Source organism: Phreatobacter sp. AB_2022a (assembly GCF_026847585.1).
GTDB lineage: Bacteria > Pseudomonadota > Alphaproteobacteria > Rhizobiales > Phreatobacteraceae > Phreatobacter.
On record NZ_JAPSET010000041.1, the window covers coordinates 13,174 to 31,871 of the forward strand.

At 70.0% G+C, this 18,698-nt stretch carries 15 protein-coding genes; 1 reads left to right on the forward strand and 14 read right to left on the reverse strand.

What is annotated here, in order from left to right:
- Nucleotides 1-34: 34 nt before the first annotated feature.
- The 12 genes from OZ671_RS24195 to OZ671_RS24250 all read right to left on the reverse strand — a co-directional run bounded on the left by OZ671_RS24195 (nt 35) and on the right by OZ671_RS24250 (nt 12,506).
- On the reverse strand, nt 35-592 hold the full coding sequence (locus OZ671_RS24195) for a hypothetical protein (RefSeq protein WP_268863094.1): 558 nt from the start codon (nt 590-592) through the stop codon (nt 35-37).
- A gap of 113 nt (nt 593-705) precedes the next feature.
- Nucleotides 706-1,512, reverse strand: a complete 807-nt coding sequence (locus OZ671_RS24200; protein WP_268863095.1) for an ABC transporter substrate-binding protein — start codon at nt 1,510-1,512, stop codon at nt 706-708.
- Nucleotides 1,509-1,973: a PTS IIA-like nitrogen regulatory protein PtsN gene (gene ptsN, locus OZ671_RS24205; RefSeq protein ID WP_268863096.1), complete on the reverse strand. Its 465-nt coding sequence runs from the start codon at nt 1,971-1,973 to the stop codon at nt 1,509-1,511. The genes OZ671_RS24200 and ptsN overlap by 4 nt, the downstream gene beginning before the upstream one ends.
- Before the next feature lie 74 nt (nt 1,974-2,047).
- Complete coding sequence (gene hpf / locus OZ671_RS24210; protein WP_268863097.1) at nt 2,048-2,647, reverse strand: ribosome hibernation-promoting factor, HPF/YfiA family; 600 nt, start codon at nt 2,645-2,647, stop codon at nt 2,048-2,050.
- A 1,013-nt stretch (nt 2,648-3,660) separates the two neighbouring features.
- Entirely contained in the window at nt 3,661-4,578 is a 918-nt protein-coding gene (locus tag OZ671_RS24215) for an ABC transporter permease (protein ID WP_268863098.1), read from the reverse strand.
- Nucleotides 4,578-5,654: an ABC transporter permease gene (locus OZ671_RS24220; protein ID WP_268863099.1), complete on the reverse strand. Its 1,077-nt coding sequence runs from the start codon at nt 5,652-5,654 to the stop codon at nt 4,578-4,580. Before OZ671_RS24220 ends, OZ671_RS24215 begins: the two co-directional genes overlap by 1 nt.
- Complete coding sequence (locus OZ671_RS24225) at nt 5,651-7,171, reverse strand: ABC transporter ATP-binding protein (RefSeq protein ID WP_268863100.1); 1,521 nt, start codon at nt 7,169-7,171, stop codon at nt 5,651-5,653. Before OZ671_RS24225 ends, OZ671_RS24220 begins: the two co-directional genes overlap by 4 nt.
- Complete coding sequence (locus tag OZ671_RS24230; protein ID WP_268863101.1) at nt 7,171-7,680, reverse strand: nucleoside deaminase; 510 nt, start codon at nt 7,678-7,680, stop codon at nt 7,171-7,173. The genes OZ671_RS24225 and OZ671_RS24230 overlap by 1 nt, the downstream gene beginning before the upstream one ends.
- Nucleotides 7,681-7,730: 50 nt before the next feature.
- The gene (locus OZ671_RS24235) at nt 7,731-8,936 is read right to left on the reverse strand and encodes a CaiB/BaiF CoA transferase family protein (RefSeq protein WP_268863102.1); all 1,206 of its coding nucleotides are present in this window, start codon (nt 8,934-8,936) and stop codon (nt 7,731-7,733) included.
- A gap of 100 nt (nt 8,937-9,036) precedes the next feature.
- Nucleotides 9,037-10,128: an amino acid ABC transporter permease gene (locus OZ671_RS24240; RefSeq protein WP_268863103.1), complete on the reverse strand. Its 1,092-nt coding sequence runs from the start codon at nt 10,126-10,128 to the stop codon at nt 9,037-9,039.
- Nucleotides 10,125-11,279 (reverse strand): amino acid ABC transporter permease, encoded by a 1,155-nt coding sequence (locus tag OZ671_RS24245; protein ID WP_268863104.1) that lies wholly within the window; start codon nt 11,277-11,279, stop codon nt 10,125-10,127. The genes OZ671_RS24240 and OZ671_RS24245 overlap by 4 nt, the downstream gene beginning before the upstream one ends.
- A 192-nt stretch (nt 11,280-11,471) precedes the next feature.
- Nucleotides 11,472-12,506, reverse strand: coding sequence for an amino acid ABC transporter substrate-binding protein (locus tag OZ671_RS24250; RefSeq protein WP_268863105.1), 1,035 nt, complete (start codon nt 12,504-12,506; stop codon nt 11,472-11,474).
- A gap of 343 nt (nt 12,507-12,849) precedes the next feature.
- Between OZ671_RS24250 and OZ671_RS24255 the strand changes: the two genes are divergently transcribed.
- Nucleotides 12,850-13,452 (forward strand): hypothetical protein, encoded by a 603-nt coding sequence (locus OZ671_RS24255; RefSeq protein WP_268863106.1) that lies wholly within the window; start codon nt 12,850-12,852, stop codon nt 13,450-13,452.
- A gap of 134 nt (nt 13,453-13,586) precedes the next feature.
- Here OZ671_RS24255 and trpS read toward each other — a convergent pair whose 3' ends face one another.
- Both trpS and OZ671_RS24265 read right to left on the reverse strand, forming a co-directional pair.
- Nucleotides 13,587-14,624 (reverse strand): tryptophan--tRNA ligase, encoded by a 1,038-nt coding sequence (gene trpS, locus OZ671_RS24260; RefSeq protein ID WP_268863107.1) that lies wholly within the window; start codon nt 14,622-14,624, stop codon nt 13,587-13,589.
- Between the two features lie 113 nt (nt 14,625-14,737).
- Complete coding sequence (locus tag OZ671_RS24265) at nt 14,738-18,439, reverse strand: histidine kinase dimerization/phospho-acceptor domain-containing protein (protein WP_268863108.1); 3,702 nt, start codon at nt 18,437-18,439, stop codon at nt 14,738-14,740.
- Nucleotides 18,440-18,698 lie beyond the last annotated feature (259 nt).

An 18,698-nucleotide genomic window follows, 5' to 3' on the forward strand; every position in this document is an offset into this window, starting at 1 on the left:
GTCTAGCCGCTTCGCCGGGCGGGCGGCAGCCCGCTCAGTGCAGGACGCGTCCGCCCCTGGCGTGCATCTCGGCGACCAGCGCGGCGACGCCTTCCAGATGCGGGTTGATGCCGAGCGCCACCTCGAAGGCGGCCAGCGCGTCCGCCTCGCGGCCATTGCGCAGGCAGATCTGGGCAAAACCCGATATGGCGCCGAAATGACGCGGCTCGCGCCTCAGCGTTTCCATGATGTCGCCGACCGCCTTGGCATCCTCGCCGCGGATGAAATGCAGCGTGGCGCGCTTGTTCCAGGCCTCCGACCAGTCCGCCCGGGCATCGATGAGCGCATCCAGCACCAGATGCGCCATGTCGAAATGTTTCAGTGCCATGGCGTTGATCGCCTGCTCCATGGCCTGGTCGGCATGCGGGTCGGGATGGTTGGTCCACACCGCCCAGATCAGGTCCTGCAGCTCATAGGCCGGCCGGCGCGGATGAAACCGCGCGAGGTCGCGGAACAGGCCGTCAAGCCGTTTCGGCTGCGCCGGCGCCGGCGTCAGCGTGTCCAGCGACATGACGAGTTTGATGCAGGCCTCGAAGGCGATGGGGTCGGCCACGACGTCTCCACACGGCTCATGGACACGCTTGTCAGCTAGGTACTGCGCGGGCCGGTGCCAAGGACCGGCCGGGCTCTACTGTAACCACAACCATGGTGGAAATGGGTCGGCGCTCACCATCCATGACGCGCACGTGCCGCGGCAAGGCGGGCCACCGCCTCAACCAGTCCCGGCCCGGGACAGACGGTCAGCACGTCCGGCACGACGATGCGCCGATCCGGCGGGTAGAGCCTTGCGAGCGCTGGATGGGCAAGCAGCGCCGCGCCCTGGTCGTCGGCGCGGCCGGCCGGGCCGTTCAGGACCAGGACGTCGGGACGCAGCGCCACCATCGCCTCGAGGCTCACGAAGCCGCCATAGCCTGCCCGCGGCTGGGCATGGCGAAACCCGGCGCGTGCCAGCGCGTCGCCGAGCAGGGTGCCCGGCCCGGAAGCATAGCCGCGCCGTTCATAGGGCAGCGCCGTCGGTCCGGCGGCCGGTGCGGCGGCCGCGGCATCGAGCTTCGCCGCGAGCGCGGCGCCGCGTTCGGGATGGCCGAGCAGGGCCGCGGTCTCCTCGATGATGCGCCGGGCGTCGACGAAGGACGTGGCGATCGGCACGCGCTCGACGCGGATGCCGCGGCGGGCGAGCAGCTGGCCGGTGGCGAGGCGGTCGCGCGGGCCGAGAAAGACGAGGTCGGCGCCGAGCGCCAGTGCCTCCTCCGCGGTGCCGCCGGTCAGCGGAAAGGCGCCGGCGGCGGCCGCAGCGGCCGACAGGCCGGGATCGCGCGCATAGGGCGAGAGCCCGGCGATCTGCCCGGGATCGGCCAGCGCCAGGACGAGCTGATCGGCGCAGAGATTGAACGACACGACGCGGCGCGGCTCGGCAGCGGCGCCCGCGATACAGGCGACGAGCGCGGCGAGAACCGCCGGCAGACTTTTCATGCCGCGTTGGACGTGACCGGCTGAGCGAGCAGCAGGCGCAGGGTCGCCTCGTCGCGGGCACTGCGCAGCTTCTGCACATGGGCCGGGTCGCGGGTCAGCCGGGCGATGCGCGACAGCGCCTTCAGATGGTCGGCGCCAGCGCCTTCCGGGGCCAGCAGCGCGAAAACGAGGTCGACCGGCTGGCCGTCGATCGCGTCGAAATCGACCGGGCGGTCGAGGCGGGCGAACAGGCCTGTCATGCGCGTGAGCTTCGGCAGCTTGCCGTGCGGAATGGCGATGCCGCCGCCGGCGCCGGTCGAGCCCAGGCGCTCGCGGTCGTTCAGGGTCTCGTAGATCTCGCGCGCGTCGCGTCCGGTCAGCTCGGCGGCCTTGGCCGCGATCTCCTGGAGCAATTGCTTCTTCGAATCGACGTGGAGCGAAGGAATGATGGCGCCTGCGGCAATGATGTCATGGATCGGCATGGCTGCCTTCTTGGTATCAGCGTGTTGGACGCGGGCCTCTATCTCGGCCCATGCAATGACGATGCCATGACGGGTCAGATCGGCCCGGTCGGCGCCGCCTCCGGAGGATCGACCCAACCGACATGGCCGTCGGCCCTCCGGTACACGACATTCACCCTTCCGTGGACAGCATGATGGAAAACGATGGTGCGGGCGCCGGTCACGTCCAGCTCCATGACCGCGTCCGCCACCGTCATACGCTTCAGATTGGTGGTCTGCTCGGCGATGATGACCGGTTCGAAAGGCCCGGCGGACGCGGCGTCGGCCTCCTCGTCGCTGTCGAGGGGCGATTCGATGACATAGGACCGCGCTTCGACCGAGACGGCCTGGCCGTTGCCGGCCGAGCGGTCCTTCAGGCGCCGGGCATGGCGCCGCAGCCGCTTTTCGATGCGTTCGGCGGCGAGATCACAAGCTGCATAGGCATCGGCGGCGAAGGCTTCGGCCTGCAGGGTGGTCCCGCTCGCCAGGTGCAGCGCATAGACCGCCCGGAAGCCGTGGGCCTCCTTGTCGACGGTGACGTGCCCAGTATAGCGGCCATCGGCATAGCGGCCGGCGGCGTCTCCCACGCGAGCTGCGATTCGTTCCCGCAGCGCTTCGCCGATATCGAGGTTCTTGCCAGAAATGCGCAGAGCCATAAGGCTCCCCCGACTGTCTGTTCGGAGCGCGGACCGGTGGGCCGTCCCGCTTCCATCTTGTTATGCGCTGACGGTTACGAATTACGAAATGACAAGTCAATGCGACATCGCGGGCGACCCGCGGGCAAGTCGACGCGGCGACCGCGCGCGCCCTCGCTTAATATCTGATAACATTGGCGGATTGTTGTCTTCGATGTTGCGTGCGCTTTGTAGGGCTTGACTTTTTGCGACATCTGGCGGGCGGTTGCCGGCGACCCGGCTCTCATCCTGCTTTGCAATGCAACAGAGATTGTCGCAGTTCTTTCGCGATGCAGTTGGACAAAGCCGTCGCTACGGCCGGCGGGCGCGCGCGGGACGGGCATGGTCACGACGATCCGCGCGCGTCCGACGTGCCGCGCGGCCGTTCGTTCCGCCGGGATGCCGCGCGATCGCGGCCGCTCCGTCCCCGGGGCGGGTTGCAGCGCGATAGGCGACGCCGCGGCCGTAGGCCGACATATTGGGGCACGCATGTCGCCGATGCCGGAGCGATCGCCGCCGGCACTGCGGCGAAAAAATCCGGTCGCCAGAGCGGCAGAACGGCCGAAGCGCGCGACGTCCAGTCCGACCTCCTCGTGTCGCCGGCCCCATTGCGGAACAGGGATCACGGCCGGTGCGCGCGGACGCGGCGGCCGCCGTCATGACGTTGGACACGCGCCTGGCGCGCGGCGTGACCCTCGGTCGCCGTCCCAGGCCGGGCGACACGTGCGTCGCCGCTGCCGGGATGCGGGCGATTGGCGTGATAGCCGCAGCGCAAATAGACGATCCGGCCATCGGGTCGAACCATCCGGCTGCCCATGCCGCATGCCGATGCCGGGACCGCCGCCACCATGGCTCCGGCAAGGACAAGTCCGGCCGAGAATGCAATGGCGTATCCAGGACCTGCGAAGCGCATGTCGACCTCTCTCGACTACAATATTCCGTAAGGGAATGTAGCGCGAATAGATCGATGTTGCGAGTCGAATCGACGGCCGAACTCAGCGATCCGGCACGAAGGGCGTGCCCAGTGCTGCGGGTGCCTGGCCCGCCGTCCGGCCGGCGCGACTGATCAGCACCAGGACGAGAATGGTGGCGAGATAGGGCAGCGCCGACATGAGCTGGCTCGGGATGCCGAGGCCATGGGCCTGGGCATGAAGCTGCAGGATGGTGACGCCGCCGAAAAGATAGGCACCGGCCATGGCGCGGCCCGGCCGCCAGCTGGCGAAGACGACGATGGCGAGGGCGATCCAGCCGCGCCCCGCGGTCATGCCGGGCGACCAGAACGGCGTATAGGCGAGCGACAGATAGGCCCCGGCGAGCCCGGCGCAGGCGCCGCCGAACAGCACCGCGAAAAAGCGGATGCGCAGCACCGGGAAACCGAGCGCATGGGCGGAACCATGGCTCTCGCCGACGGCGCGCAGGACGAGGCCCGCCCGCGCCCGGTAGAGAAACCACCAGACCCCGGCTCCCAGCGCCAGCGAGACGTAGACCACCGGGTCCTGCTGGAACAGAAGCCGTCCGATGACCGGCAGGTCCGAAAGCCAGGGAACGACAATCTTGGCCATCGGATCGCGCCGGGCTCCGATGAAATCGGCGCCGACCAGTCCGGACAGGCCGAGCCCCAGAATGGTCAGGGCCAGGCCGGATGCCACCTGGTTGGCGGCAAGGCCGAGCGCGAGCGCGGCAAAGAGGCCCGCCATGACCATGCCGGCGAGAATGGCGGCAAGGCAGCCGACCAGGGTCGAACCGGAGAGGACCGCGGCCGCGAAACCGGTCGCGGCGCCCATGATCATCATGCCCTCGACGCCGAGATTGAGGACGCCGGAGCGTTCCACGACCAGTTCGCCGAGCGCGGCGAGGAACAGCGGCGTCGCCGCGGTCACGACGGTGAGCAGGATGGCTTCGACGATGCCCATCAGGCGGCTCCCTCGCGCCCGGACAGGCGCAGGCGATAGATGAGGAACGTATCGCAGCCGAGCACGAAGAACAGCAGCAGGCCCTGGAACACCCGGGTCAGGTCGAGCGGAATGCGCAGCGCGATCTGGGCGTTCTCGCCGCCGATGAAGGTGAGCGCCAGGAACAGCGCGGCGACGAGCGCGCCGATCGGATTGAGCCGGCCGAGAAAGGCGACGATGATCGCCGTGAAGCCATAGCCTGGCGAGATCGAGGGCTGGAGCTGGCCGATCGGCCCGGCGACCTCGATGATGCCGGCGAGGCCGGCGAGCGCCCCGGAGACGGCGAAGACGAACAGCGTCGTGCGGCGCACATCGAAGCCGGCAAAGCGGGCGGCGCGCGGCGCCGCGCCGACGAGGCGGATCTCGAACCCCTTCAGCGTGCGGCCGGCCAGGACCGCCGCGGCGACCGCCACGACGACCGCGATGACGAAGCCGACATGCATGCGGCCGCCGGATGCGAGGAGCGGCATGACCGCTTCCGGCTCGAAATTGACCGATTGCGGGAAGTTGAAGCCCTTCGGATCGCGCCAGGGACCGCGCACGAGATAGTCGAGCGCAAGTTCCGCGACATAGACGAGCATCAGGCTGACCAGGATTTCGCTGGCGCCGAAGCGGATCTTCAGGACGGCCGGCACCAGCGCCAGGGCAAGGCCGCCGAGCGCGCCGAGCACCAGCATGGCCGGCAGCAGCCAAGGGCCGTTGGCCACGCCGTGGGTGGCGAGCGCGAGCCACGAACCGCAGATCGCGCCGGCGACATATTGGCCCTCGGCGCCGATGTTCCAGACATTGGCGCGGTAGCAGAGGCAGAGGCCGGCGGCGATCAGCGCGAGCGGGGTCGCCTTCACCGTCAGTTCCTGCAGCGCCCAGCCATCGGACAGCGGATCGAGGAAATAGACCTTGAGCGCGGCGAACGGATCCTTGCCCATGACCGCGAACAGGATGGCGCCGGCAACAAGCGTCAGCGCCACCGCGACCAGCGGCGACAGGAGCGCGAGCCAGAGCGGGCTTTCGGCGCGGCGTTCGAGAACGAGCTTCATGCGGCCGCCCCGTGAATGCTCCGGCCGTGAATGCCGCCCATGAGCAGGCCGACCTCCTCGCGGGCGCAGGATGCGGCCGGCCGCGCGGGCGCGAGCCGGCCTTCGGAGATCACCGCGAGGCTGTCGGAGAGCTCGTAGAGCTCGTCGAGATCCTGGCTGATCACCACGACCGCGGCGCCGCGCGCGGCGAGGTCGATCAGTGCCTGGCGGATGGTGGCGGCGGCCGCAGCATCGACACCCCAGGTCGGCTGCGCGACGACGATCACGCCCGGCTCGCGCAGGATCTCGCGGCCGACCACGAATTTCTGCAGGTTGCCGCCGGACAGGGCCTTGGCGGCCGGATCGGGACCGCCGGCGCGCACGTCGAAGGCCTCGACGATGCGCCGGACCCAGCGGCCGAGCGCGCCGCGGTCGACGAAACCGCGCGACACGAAGCCGCCGACGCCATGGCCGGAGAGGAGCGCATTGTCGGTCAGCGAAAAATCCGGCGCGGCGGCATGGCCAAGCCGCTCCTCGGGCACGAAGGCTGCGCCCAGGCGCCGGCGCGCGTCGATGCCCTCGGCCCCGACGGCCGCGCCGTCGATGCGGATCGCCGCGGGCGAGCTCGTCCGTTCGCCCGACAGCGCCGCGAAAAGCTCGTCCTGGCCGTTGCCGGCCACGCCGGCAATGCCGAGGATTTCACCGGCGCGCACCGCGAGAGAGACCTCGTTCAGCGCGACGCCGTGGCTGTCGGCGGCGGGCAGCGACAAGCCCTCGACGCTGAGCCTGACCGCGCCGGCCTGATGGCTGACCGCCCCCAGGGCGGGCACGTCGGCGCCGACCATCAGCCGGGCGAGGCTCGCGGCCGTCTCCGCCCGAGGATCGGCCGAGGCCACCACCTTGCCGGCGCGCATGACGGTCGCCCGGTCGCACAGGCGGCGAACCTCGTCGAGCTTGTGCGAAATGTAGAGCACGCTGCGGCCTTCGGCCTTGAGCGCACGCAGCGTCGCGAACAGCGCATCGGCCTCCTGAGGGGTCAGCACCGATGTCGGCTCGTCGAGGATCAGCAGCTTCGGGTTCTGCAGCAGCGCGCGGATGATCTCGATCCGCTGGCGCTCGCCGACCGACAGGCGCCAGACCTCGCGCCGCGGCTCGAGCGGCAGGCCATAGGCACGCGACAGCGAGGCGACCTGCTGCTCGATCGTGTCCATGGCGGTGCCCGGCGGCAGCGACAGCGCGACGTTCTCGGCGACGGTCAGGGCCTCGAACAGCGAAAAATGCTGGAACACCATGCCGATGCCGCGCGCCCGTGCCGCCGCGGGATTGGCGAAGCGCACCTCGGCGCCGTCCCAGACGATGCGGCCCTCGGCCGGTTCGAGCAGGCCGTAGAGGATCTTGACCAGCGTCGACTTGCCGGCGCCGTTCTCGCCGAGCAGCGCATGGATCTCGGCCGGCTCGACCGTCAGATCGACATGGTCATTGGCGGTGAAGGCGCCGAACCGCTTGACGATACCGCGGGCTTCGAGGAGCGCGGCCATCAATAGGCGATCTTGTCGGTCTTGGCCGCCCAGTCGCGGAACACGGCAAGCGCCTCCGCGCTCGGCCGGTGCTCCATGCGCAGGAGGGTCGTGTCGGGCGCGCGCTTCACCTCGTCGTAGAAGGGCGCGTCGTCGAAGGCGATATCGGCGGCATCGGTCCGGGTATTGGCATAGACGATGCGGCCGACGCGGGCCCAGAGCGCCGAGGCGAGGCACATGGGACAGGGCTCGCAGCTCGTATAGAGCGTCGCGCCGACGAGATCGAACCGGCCGAGCGCCGCGCAGGCGCGCCGGATCGCCACCACCTCGGCATGGGCGGTCGGATCGTTGGTCGAGGTCACCTGGTTCCAGCCCTCGGCCACCATCCTGCCGTCGACCGCGACGACGGCACCGAACGGCCCGCCGGCGCCCCGTTCCATATGCTCGCGCGACAGGGCGACGGCGCGGGCGAGGAACAGCGCGTCGAGCGCGGCGGCTTCAGCGGTCGGGGCGGCGGGGCGGGAGCTCATGGCCTGATCTCACGCAGAGCTGGGCTTCAAGTCAATCGCGGTCATGCCGGTCACAGCACGCCCTCGGCGCGCATCGCCGCGATCTCTTCGGCCGAATAGCCGGCCGCGGCCAGCACCGCGTCGGTATGCTCGCCGAGCCGCGCGCCCGGCCAGCGGATGGCACCGGGCGTGCGGGTCAGCTTCGGCACGATGCCCTGCATGGCCACCGTGCCGAGCTCGGCGGTGTCGACCTCGACGACCATGTCGCGGGCGCGGAAATGCGGATCCGCCGCGACCGCCGCCGCGTCATTGACGGCGCCGGCCGGCACGGCCGCCGCATCGAGCGCGGCGAGCAGCGCGTCGCGCGGCCGCGTCGAGGTCCAGTCCGCGATGATCCGGTCGATCTCGGCCTGGTGCTCCGGCCGGCCGCGCGCGCCATGGCTCGAAAAGCGCGGATCCGTGGCCAGCTCCGGCATGTCCATCACCGCGACGAGGCGCTGGAAGATGGTGTCGGCATTGGCGCCGATGACGATGTGATGGCCGTCGAGGGTAGGATAGATGTTCGACGGGGCAAAGCCCGGCGCGGTCAGGCCGGTGCGCCCGCGGACATGTCCGGTGACCGAATATTCCGCGACGATGCCTTCGCTCGCCGCCAGGATCGCATCGGTCAGGCCGACATCGATGACCTGGCCGCGGCCGTCGCACTGGCGCTGGTGCAGGGCGGCGAGCACGCCATAGGCCGCATAAAGGCCGGCCAGCGTATCGCCGATCGAGAGGCCCGTGCGGGTCGGCAGGCGGTCCGGATAGCCGTTGATCACCCGCATGCCGCCGATCGCCTCGGCGACCGCGGCAAAACCCGCCTTGCCGGCATAGGGCCCGTACTGGCCGTAGCCCGAGACGCGGGCAATGATCAGCCGCGGATTCATCGCATGCAGCGCCGCGGCGGTGAGGCCCCATTTCTCCAGCGTGCCCGGCCGGAAATTCTCCAGGAGCACGTCGGCTTCGGCGATCAGCCGGCGCAGCACCTGCTGGCCGCGTGCCTTGCGCAGGTCGACGGTGATGCTCTTCTTGTTGCGGCCGATCACCGGCCACCACACGGAGGCGCCGCCCTTCTTGGCATAGCCCCACTGGCGCATGGCATCACCCTTGCCGGGATCCTCGAACTTGACGAGGTCGGCGCCGAGATCGGCGAGCAGCTGCCCGCAGTAGGGGCCGGCGATGAACGAGCCGAGCTCGATCACCTTGACGTCGGAAAGCGGACCTGAAGTTCCTGCCATGGCGGCTCCCGTCGGCTGATGGCCGCTGGCGACAGCCGCGCGGCCGGGACGCGGGCGCGGACAGGTGCCGCGCGGGGCGGCGTCCCGCCCCGTCCGCGCGTCAATAGGTGGTCTTCTGGCCTTCGAGGCGGCGCGCCCAGCGCGACAGGCCGAAGCAGATCAGCCAGTAGACCGCGCCGGAAAAGACATAGGCCTCCTTGTTCATGCCGACCCAGGCGGGATCGGCCAGCGAGGCCTGGGCGATGCCGAGCAGGTCGAAGATCGACACGATCGACACGAGCGAGGTGTTCTTCACGAGCGCGATGAACTCGTTGGTCATGGCCGGCAGCGCGACGCGCAGGGCCTGCGGCAGGACGATGAGCCGCGTCGTCGTCCAGTAGCCGAGACCGGCGGCGGCCGCAGCCTCGGTCTGGCCGCGCGGCACCGCCTGCAGGCCGCCGCGCACGGCCTCCGCCATGTAGGCGGAGATGACGAAGGCGAGGCCGATGACGGCGCGCGCCAGGCGGTCGATGTCCCAGCCCGCCGGCATGATCAGCGGCAGCAGAAGGGTCGCCAGGAAAATCACCATGACGATCGGCACGCCGCGCCAGAACTCGATGAAGATGGTCGAGAGCAGGCGGATCACTGGCAGTTCGGACCGCCGGCCGAGCGCCATGACGATGCCGAGCGGCACGGCCAGGACGCCGGCATAGACCGACAGAAAGATGGTCAGCATCAGCCCGCCCCATTGCCGGGTCTCGACCCGGGCAAGGCCGAGCCCGCCGGCCAGCAGCCAGAGGCCGACGACCAAGGTGACGAGCCAGAGGAGCGGCACGACGCGGACGCGCTGCGGCATGCCGCGCCAGAACGACAGCGCGGTGACGGCGAGCAGGAGCAGCGCCAGCAGGTCGACGCGCCAGCGCTCCTCGGCGGGATAGAGGCCGTACATGAACTGGCCGAGGCGCGCCTTGATGAAGACCCAGCAGGCGCCGCCGGCCGTGCAGTCGGCCCGCGTGGTGCCGGCGAAATTGGCATCCAGCACCGCCCAGCGCACCACCGGCACGAGCACGGCGACGAGCAGCACGATGCAGGCGAGCGAGATCGCCGCATCGAGCGGCGAGGAGAAATAGCCCTCGCGCAGGCGGCGGAACAGCGAGGGCGCGGCCCGGCGCAGGGGATCGGCAGCGGTCGCTCGGGCGATACCCTGTGTCATCGGCTCACCAGCTGGGTCTTGGCGTTGTACCAGTTCATGAAGCCGGAGACGGCGAGGCCGATGCCCAGATAGATGGCGAGGGTGATCGCGATGATCTCGATCGCCTGGCCGGTATTGTTGAGCGCCGACCCGACGAAGACGCTGACAAGCTCCGGAAAGGCGATGGCGGCGCCGAAGGAGGAGTTCTTCAGGACGTTGAGATACTGGCTGGTCATCGGCGGGATCATCACCCGCATGGCCTGCGGGATGACGATCAGGCTGAGCGTGCGGTTGGGCCGCAGGCCGAGCGCGTAGGCTGCCTCCCACTGGCCCTTGGCGACCGCCTGGATGCCGCCGCGGACGACCTCGGCGATGAAGCCGGCCGTATAGACGGTGAGCGCAAGGAACAGCGCGACGAATTCAGGCACCAGCACGAAGCCGCCGCGGAAATTGAAGCCGCGCATCGCCGGAACGTCCCAGATGCTGACGAAGCCGGCGAAGACGAAAGCGAGGATCGGCAGGCCGACGAGCAGGGCGAGGCCGGTGGCCCAGGCCGGGAAGATCTGCCCCGTCGCATCGCGCCGCCGGCGCGCCCAGATCGCGATGCCCGCCTGCAGGACGAGGCCGGCGACGACGACCAGGGCGGCGACCTTGAAGGCCGCGGCCTCCGTCGGCACCGGAATGGTCAGGCCGCGGTTGTTGAGATAGGCGACACCGAAAAAGCCGATCGACTGGCGCGGCGCGGGCAGGGCGTTGATGACCAGCGAATACCAGAACATCACGAAGAACAGCAGCGGGATGTTGCGCACCAGCTCGATGAAGGCGCCGGCAATGCCCGACAGCAGCTTGTTCCTGGACAGCCGGGCGACGCCGACCACGAAGCCGAGCAGCGTGGCGGCGACGATCGAGACGATGGTAATCACCAGCGTGTTGACGACGCCGACCCACAGGAGCCCGAGAATGGTGGAATCGCTGGTATAGCCGGTCAGCACGAAGGGCACGTCGATGCCGGACGTGCGCCAGAGGAAGTCGAAGCCGGAGGCGAAGCCGGCCTTGACCATGTTTTGCGAGGCGTTGCGCACCATGATGACGGTGGCGACGAGCAGTCCGATCAGGACCACCGCCTGCCAGAAGATCTCGCGCACGCGCTTGTCGTAGATCAGCCGGGTCAAATCGCAGCCCTGGATCGGATTGGCCGGTCGGCGGAAGGCCCCGACGGGGCTATGCCGGAGGGCCCGTGAAAACGGCAATGCGAAAAGAGAAGGAAGGCCCCGGCCGCGGCCGAAGCCGCGGCGGAACTCCCGCATCATGCTCATGCGGCGGCGAAGCGCGGCTTCGCGGCCGCGCGCCGCCGGTCTCGGAGCTTACTGGAACGGCGGCGAGAACAGCAGCCCGCCGCGGGTCCAGAGCTGGTTGGCGCCGCGCTCGAGCCCGAGCGGCGAGCCCTTGCCGACCGTGCGCTCGTAGCTCTCGGCATAGTTGCCGACCTGCTTGATGGCGTTGAACATCCAGTCGTTGGACAGGCCGAGCATGGCGCCGAAGCCGCCATCGGCGCCGAGCAGGCGGCGGATTTCGGCATTCTTCGAATTGGCCCGCATGTCCTCGACATTGCGCGAGGTGACGCCGAGATTCTCCGCCGAGATGAGGCCGTTCAGCACCCAGCGGACGATGGCCTGCCAGCGCTCGTCGCCCCAGCGCGTGACCGGGCCCTGCGGATCGTTGGAAATGGTCTCGGTCATGATGGTGTGCTCGGCCGGATTCTTGAGCTTGATGCGCTGGCCGGCGAGCGCGCCGAGGCCCGCCGTATAGCTGTCGCACCGGCCGGCATCGTAGGCGGCGATGGCGTCGTCGTTCTTCTGGAAGTTGATGATCGACACCTTGATGTTGCGCTCGCGGAAATAGTCCGCGGCCTGGCGCTCCTCGGTCGAGCCGGCGGCGACGCAGATCGAGGCGTTTTCCAGGTCCGTCGGCTTCTTCGCGCCCGAGGCGGTGCGCACGATGAAGGTCTGGCCCTCGTAGAAATTGATGCCCTGGAAGTTCACGCCGAGCGTGACATTGCGCGAATAGGTGATGGTCGTGTTGCGCGAAAGCACGTCGACCTGGCCGGACTGCAGCACCGGCCAGCGCTGCTGCACCGAGGTGGGCGTGAACCGCACCTTGTTGGCATCGCCCAGCACGGCAGCGGCGAGCGCGCGGCAATAGTCGACGTCGAGCCCCGACCACTCGCCCTTGTCATTGGCGAAGGAGAAGCCGGGCAGGCCGAGGTGCACGCCGCATTCGAGATGGCCGCGGGCACGGATGGCGTCGAGCGTCGGGCTCGGCGCGAGCTGCTGGGCGCCGGCGCTGCCGCCGGCACAGAGGATGGCCGCGACCAGCGCGCCACGAAGCGGGTTCAACATGGAAGGCTCCCATTCCCCTCCGCGCCGACGATCCGGGCGGATGTTGTTTCGCGCACAGTTGAGAGCGCGGCGCTGAGAGTCAACAGGGCAGCGCGCCGTTTCCCACACGGTCCGGCGGCGGCGGTGCCGTCCTGGCGCCGTTCGCCCCGCGCGGCATGGACCGGCGCACCGGCACGTTGCGGCTTCGCGACGCCCGGGCCCTTTCCGGTGCTGCCCGAATTGTCGAGGCTTCCCAAGCCGTGCCGGCCCTGGTTCAAGGTGTCGGCCGGATCGGAGGCCGGCAGTCGTTGACCGAGGCCCGCTCGCCGGCCGGGCGCTGCCCGCCGGACACCTGGAGAATGCGATGTTCAATACGCCAGCCTTTTCGATGATCCTCTTCAGCGGAATGAGGCAGCTCGGAGAAATCCTCCTGCTGATCGGATTGAGCGGAGAAGTCGCCCTTCTCATCCTCAAGATCACCAAGGGATCCTGGGAGAAGGGACTGGGCATCACATTTGCCGTCCTGGTTCTGCTCGGCTGCGGCCTCGAATGGTGGGCCGACAGTCCGCGAACCCTCAGCGCCGCGTCCCAGGAGCGGCTGACCCAGGCGCTGAAGCCGCATCACGGCACGCCTTTCGACTTTTCGGTCGAGCTCGACCCCGAAGCCGTCGGCCTGATGGAGACGATTGGAACGGCGCTCGAAGCCGCCGGATGGAAAAGGCAGGCGGTGGCGCATGGCCATGGCTATGTCCCGCCCGGCAAGCCGACGGCGGGCCTCGCCGTGCTCCGGGGCGTGGAGGTTCACGTCACGCAGGCCCGGATGGCGGAATGGGGAGCCGACGGCCGGCCGGGCGCCGCGCTGCTGCGGGCCCTGCGGAACGAGGGACTGACCGCCTTCTTCAAGGTGATTCCGGATCACCACGAGGGCGGCGGCGCGATCCACATCATGATCGGCGCGAAACCCTAGAATCGTTCGCCGCTTCGTGGAGACGGCAAAGGCGCCAGCCTCCCGTCCCGACGCGTTTTCCGGACGCCAAACGGCAGCCGGCCCGAGGCGGGCTGCCGTTCAGGGTCGATCAGCCCGAGGAGCCGCCGGCCGGTTCAGGACCGGACGAAACCGACAATGTCCTTCACCGCCGCCATGACCGGGGCGGCGATCGCGCGGGCGCGGTCCGCGCCGCCCTTCAGGATCCGGTCGATCTCGGCCGGGTCGGCGACCAGCCGCTTCACCTCGCCGGTGATCGGCGCGAGCTTGGCGACCGCGACGTCGGCCAGCGCCGACTTGAAGCCCGAGAACTGGCCACCGCCGAATTCGGCGAGCACGTCCGCCTTGGTGCGGCCGGAGAGCGCGGCGAAGATGCCGACGAGATTGTCGGCCTCGGCGCGGCCCTCCAGGCCCTTCTCCTCCGACGGCAAGGCCTCCGAATCGGTGCGCGCCTTGCGGATCTTCTGGGCGATCGTGTCGGCATCGTCGGTGAGGTTGATGCGCGCATAATCCGACGGGTCGGACTTCGACATCTTCTTGGTGCCGTCGCGCAGGCTCATGACGCGGGTCGCCGGGCCCATGATGACCGGCTCGGTCACCGGGAAGAAGGCATCGCCATGGCCGAGCGCCGCGATGCGCTCGCCGTAGTCGTGGTTGAACTTGATGGCGATATCGCGGGTCAGTTCGAGATGCTGCTTCTGGTCCTCGCCGACGGGAACGTGGGTCGCGCGGTAGACGAGGATGTCGGCGGCCATCAGGCTCGGATAGGCGAACAGGCCGAGGGAGGCGTTCTCGCGATCCTTGCCGGCCTTTTCCTTGAACTGCGTCATGCGGCTCATCCAGCCCATGCGGGCGACGCAGTTGAACACCCAGGCGAGCTCGGCGTGCTCGTGAACCTGGCTCTGGTTGAAGATGACCGAGCGCCGCGGGTCGACGCCGGCGGCGATATAGACCGCCGTCACCTCGCGGATCGCCTTCTGCAGCGCCGCCGGCTCCTGCCAGACCGTGATCGCGTGCATGTCGACGACGCAGTAGATGCAGTCGTGCGTCTCCTGCATGCGCACCCAGTTGACCAGCGCGCCCAGATAATTGCCGAGGTGCAGGTCGCCGGAAGGCTGCATGCCCGAGAATACGAGCGGTTTGAAAGTCGCCATGGACTGAGGATTCCCTTGACGGTCGGCGCGCGTCGAGCGTGCCTTGCAAGGCGCGCTTCCTCGCATGGCGAGCGCGCCGTTTCAAGGTTCCGCGTCGTTCGCCGGCGGAAGCCCTATTCGGCGAGCACGCGGGTCGCCGGAAACACCACCTCCACCAGGGTGCCCTGGTTGGGCGCCGAGGAGATGCCGAAGCTCGCCCGGTTGGCCTCGACCAGCGCCTTCGTCAGCGGCAGGCCGAGGCCGGTGCCCTTGACGCTCTGCGGGTTGGTGGTCGCGACCTGGCGGAACGGTTCCATCGCCGCCTGCAGCTCGGCATCGGTCATGCCCACGCCGGTGTCGCGCACCCGCAGCACGGCCTCTCCGGCTTCGGACAGCGCGGTGGAGACGATGATCTGGCCGCCCGCGGGCGTGAACTTGACCGAATTGGACAGGAGGTTCAGCGCGATCTGGCGCAGCGAGCGGACATCGGCCACGACATTCGGCAGCTTGCCCTGCAGCGACGAGCGGATGATCACCCGGTCGCGGTTGGCCTGCGGCTGCATGATCGCCACGGTCGACTGGACGACGTCATTGAGATCGACGCTGGTGAACGACAGTTCGAGCTTTCCGGCCTCGATCTTGGAGAGATCCAGGAGGTCGTTGATCAGCGACAGCACGTGGCCGCCGGAGGCGTGGATGTCCTTCAGATAGTCGCGGTAGCGCTCGTTGCCGATCGGGCCGAACCGTTCCTCCATCATCACCTCGGAAAAGCCGATGATGGCGTTGAGCGGCGTGCGGATCTCGTGACTGATCTTGGCGAGGAAATCGGACTTCTGGGACGAGGCCTGCTCCGCCTGGCGGCGGGCGGCGACGAGATCCTCCTCGGCCTTCTTCCACTGGGTCATGTCGCGGAAGACGGCGGCGAGCTTCGGCCGCGCCTTCGGGCCGGTCCGGCCCATGGTCATGTAGAGCGGGATGAGCCCGCCCTGCTTGACCCGCCCGATGATCTGGCGGCCGTCATTGAGCACGCTCGCGACGCCGTTGGCGAGCAGCCCGTCGCAATAGTCGATCGCCGAGCGATGGCTCTCGGGCGCGAACAGGCTGGTGAAGCTGCGGCCCTTCATCTCCGCCGATTCGTAGCCGAAAAGCGCCTCGGCGGACCGGTTCATGCTCTCGATCGCGCCGTCAGGCGCGACGATGACGATGCCGTCGGTGGCGGTGTCGAGGATCTGCTCCACCTCCTCGAGCCGGCCGCGCAGCTCGGTGAGAGTCGCGGTCTCGGCCTCGCCGTCGGCCAGGCCGGCCGGATCGATGCGGGTCAGCGTGAACAGGAAGGCCTTGTCGCCGGCCCAGGGGAATTTCGACAGGCGGGCCTCGACCGGCACCACCGAGCCGTCGGCCGCGGTGATGGAGAGCGGCGCGCCGGCGCCGATCTGCTCCTCGCCCGGATTGGCGGCGAAGACCCGCGCCACGCCACCGGCGGCCTCGAGCGCCGCTTCGCTGGCATAGCCGGTCCAGTCGAGCAGGGTGCGATTGGCCATCAGCACCGAATTGCCGCGATGAACGAGCAGGCCCAGCGGCACCCGGTCGAGCAGCGCCCGGGTATCGGCATCGGCGGCGAGCGGCGGCATGGGAGCCATGGGCGGCTCCGGCGCTGCGGCTTCGGCGTTGGCAGGTTCGGCCGGCGCGGATGACGGCATCGACGGGGCGGCCGGCGGCACCGGTGCGGCAGCCGGCCCGAAGGCGCTCGGCAGCGGCCCGAAAGGGGTCCCGGCGTCGACGAAGCTGCGCGGCGGCACGATCGGCGGCGCATCAATGATGGCCGGGGTCACCAGCTCGGCCCGCGCCGCGGCCGGCGCGACCTCGGTCTCGGCCTGAGGCCGGGCCTCGTCCGCCAGGGTGGCGGCGTCATCCGCGGCGGCAGACGGGCCGGGTTCTTCGTCCGGGCCGGCCGTGCTGCCGGCCGTCGCAGCCGTCTCGGCCGCTGGCGGTTCGGACAAATCGTCGCCGACCGGCGCGGTGGCGGCATCGTGCGGCCCGGCAGCCGGATCCGCCGCCGCGCCATCCGCATCGGTCGGCCGGGCGACGATCCGCGCGGTGATGCGCGCCATGGTCTCGGCCAGAGGGCTTGGCTGCGACGCGGCGCCGGCCGGCGCATCCGGCGTGACCAGGCGGGCCGCCGGCGCGTTCCGCTCCGCGCTGGCCGGAGCCTTGGAGGGAACTTCCTCGTCGGCATCGGGCTCGGCGCCAAGTGCCTTGGCAATTTCGCGGAAGGCGTTGCGCTCGCCCGGCGAGAGGCTGGCAGGGCGCTTCATGTCCTGGCCGGTCGCGCTGCGCAGGGCCACGACATTGGGCGGGTTGGTGTGGACGGTGAGCACCGGCCGCTGGTCCTCGCCGGGCGGCTTCGCAGGCGCGGGCCGGGACTCTCCGGGCTGCTCGGCCGGCATCGACCCGGCTTCGGGCTCGCCGATGGCCGCATGCGGCTCGTCCGCGTCAGGCGCGGCGGAACCGGCTTCGTCGGGTTCGGCGTCCGGGGGAATGGCGACATCGGCGGGCTGCGCTGCACTCGGGGCGGTTTCGAGGGCCGGTTGGGTAGCAGCCTCGGGGGCAGCCGCGACAGCTTCAACCGCCGATGCGGTTAACGAGCTGTCGCCGGCGACGGAGCTGTCGGGGGCGGCCGCAACCGCGATCACCGGCGCCAGCTCGCCGGTGACCAGGCCGAAGCCGGCAAAGCCGCGCACGGCGCCCTCCGCCACGTGCGGAAAGGCGGCAAGCGTCACCGACAGGCGGCGCGTCGTGCCGAGCGGCCAGGCCGCGGCGACGCCGCTGAACGGCCGGGCGGCGGCGATCGCCGCGGCGAACCCGCCGTCGGGGTCGAGACCGAACCGGGCGAGCGCCTCGGTGACCATCAGGCCCGACGGCGCGGCGACCTCGGCCGGCTCGACCGCGGCAAAACGGCCGTCGGCATCGATGCGCCAGGAGAAGCGCGGCGGCGCGGCGAGCGCGGCATCGGCGTTGGCCGGCCCGCCGGCGGCACGACCATCCACCGTGGGGGCCGCGGGCTGCGCTTCGGACCGGGGAACGGCCAGGGCCGACTGGGGAACGATCTCGGGGGCCAGGGACGCCGGGGCGGGACGGGGCGTTTCCGCCGCTGGCGGCGGGACGAGCCGCAGACCCGGTTCGGGCTCGACCCGTTCACGGGCCGAGAGCACGGCGACCTGGACGTCGGCGCCCGGCAGGCGCGCGACGCGCAGCCGGCCGGTGACGAGCTCGACCTGGGCCAGGCCCCGGCTGTCGAGCTCGGCCGCGACGCGCGGCGCTTCCGCTCCGATCAGGCCAGCGAGATCGACGTCGGCGAAAGGCGCGCCGCCGGCGCTGACGCCGAGCGGCGCGCCGGCTGCGTCGAACAGCGCGGCGGGGCTGGTGAGCTCGCGGACGAAAGCCAGCGCAGCCGCGCGCGAGGGCCCCTTGGCCGGCGCCAGGGTCAGGACGACCAGCGGCGCGTCGCCGATCATCAGCCGGCGGGCCTGGGCCAGCGCGTTCTCGGTGCCGAAACGGCCATAGAGACGCAGGCGCTCCAGCCGCGGCGCGCCGTCGGCCGGCAAATGCGGCGCCATGCGCGCGACCTGTCCGGCCAGCGGATGGTTCGGCGCGTAGCTGCGCTCGGTGGCGGCCGCAATGCCCGGAACCCCGGCTGCGCGGGCGCCCGTCGCATTGGTGGCGATCAGGCGCGCGCCATCGGCCGACCACAGCCACCACGGGCCGGACTCGGCCACGAGGGCTGCAAGCGCCGGGTCGGCGAGCACCGTCGACACGTCGGGCGACAGGGATGTCATCCGGGTGGTCCCTCAAAAGCGGCCTTGGACGAGCTTGCGCGCACAAGGCCGACATGATGAACGAAATCTTATCCGATAGTGTCGGAAGCGGCGCCTTCCGTCCACGCCAGCCCGCCGATCCAGAGCCTCAACCGTTCATTAGGGTTAATGTAGGCGCGGGCCGGCGGCACGCAATCCGCGCCGATCGCAGCCATGGCGACGGTTTTGCTTCCGCTCGGCGGCAATTTCAGCAATGATTCCCGCGGGAGCGTCTGATCGC

Coding starts and splice junctions, on each gene's coding strand:
- trpS (WP_268863107.1), bottom strand. CDS start 14,624: ATGGCGACTTTCAAACCGCTCGTATTCTCGGGCATGCAGCCTTCCGGC.
- OZ671_RS24225 (WP_268863100.1), bottom strand. CDS start 7,171: ATGGCCGCGCTCCTCGAAGCCCGCGGTATCGTCAAGCGGTTCGGCGCC.
- OZ671_RS24215 (WP_268863098.1), bottom strand. CDS start 4,578: ATGGGCATCGTCGAAGCCATCCTGCTCACCGTCGTGACCGCGGCGACG.
- ptsN (WP_268863096.1), bottom strand. CDS start 1,973: ATGCCGATCCATGACATCATTGCCGCAGGCGCCATCATTCCTTCGCTC.
- OZ671_RS24200 (WP_268863095.1), bottom strand. CDS start 1,512: ATGAAAAGTCTGCCGGCGGTTCTCGCCGCGCTCGTCGCCTGTATCGCG.
- OZ671_RS24230 (WP_268863101.1), bottom strand. CDS start 7,680: ATGAGCTCCCGCCCCGCCGCCCCGACCGCTGAAGCCGCCGCGCTCGAC.
- hpf (WP_268863097.1), bottom strand. CDS start 2,647: ATGGCTCTGCGCATTTCTGGCAAGAACCTCGATATCGGCGAAGCGCTG.
- OZ671_RS24220 (WP_268863099.1), bottom strand. CDS start 5,654: ATGAAGCTCGTTCTCGAACGCCGCGCCGAAAGCCCGCTCTGGCTCGCG.
- OZ671_RS24240 (WP_268863103.1), bottom strand. CDS start 10,128: ATGACACAGGGTATCGCCCGAGCGACCGCTGCCGATCCCCTGCGCCGG.
- OZ671_RS24255 (WP_268863106.1), top strand. CDS start 12,850: ATGTTCAATACGCCAGCCTTTTCGATGATCCTCTTCAGCGGAATGAGG.
- OZ671_RS24235 (WP_268863102.1), bottom strand. CDS start 8,936: ATGGCAGGAACTTCAGGTCCGCTTTCCGACGTCAAGGTGATCGAGCTC.
- OZ671_RS24265 (WP_268863108.1), bottom strand. CDS start 18,439: ATGACATCCCTGTCGCCCGACGTGTCGACGGTGCTCGCCGACCCGGCG.
- OZ671_RS24250 (WP_268863105.1), bottom strand. CDS start 12,506: ATGTTGAACCCGCTTCGTGGCGCGCTGGTCGCGGCCATCCTCTGTGCC.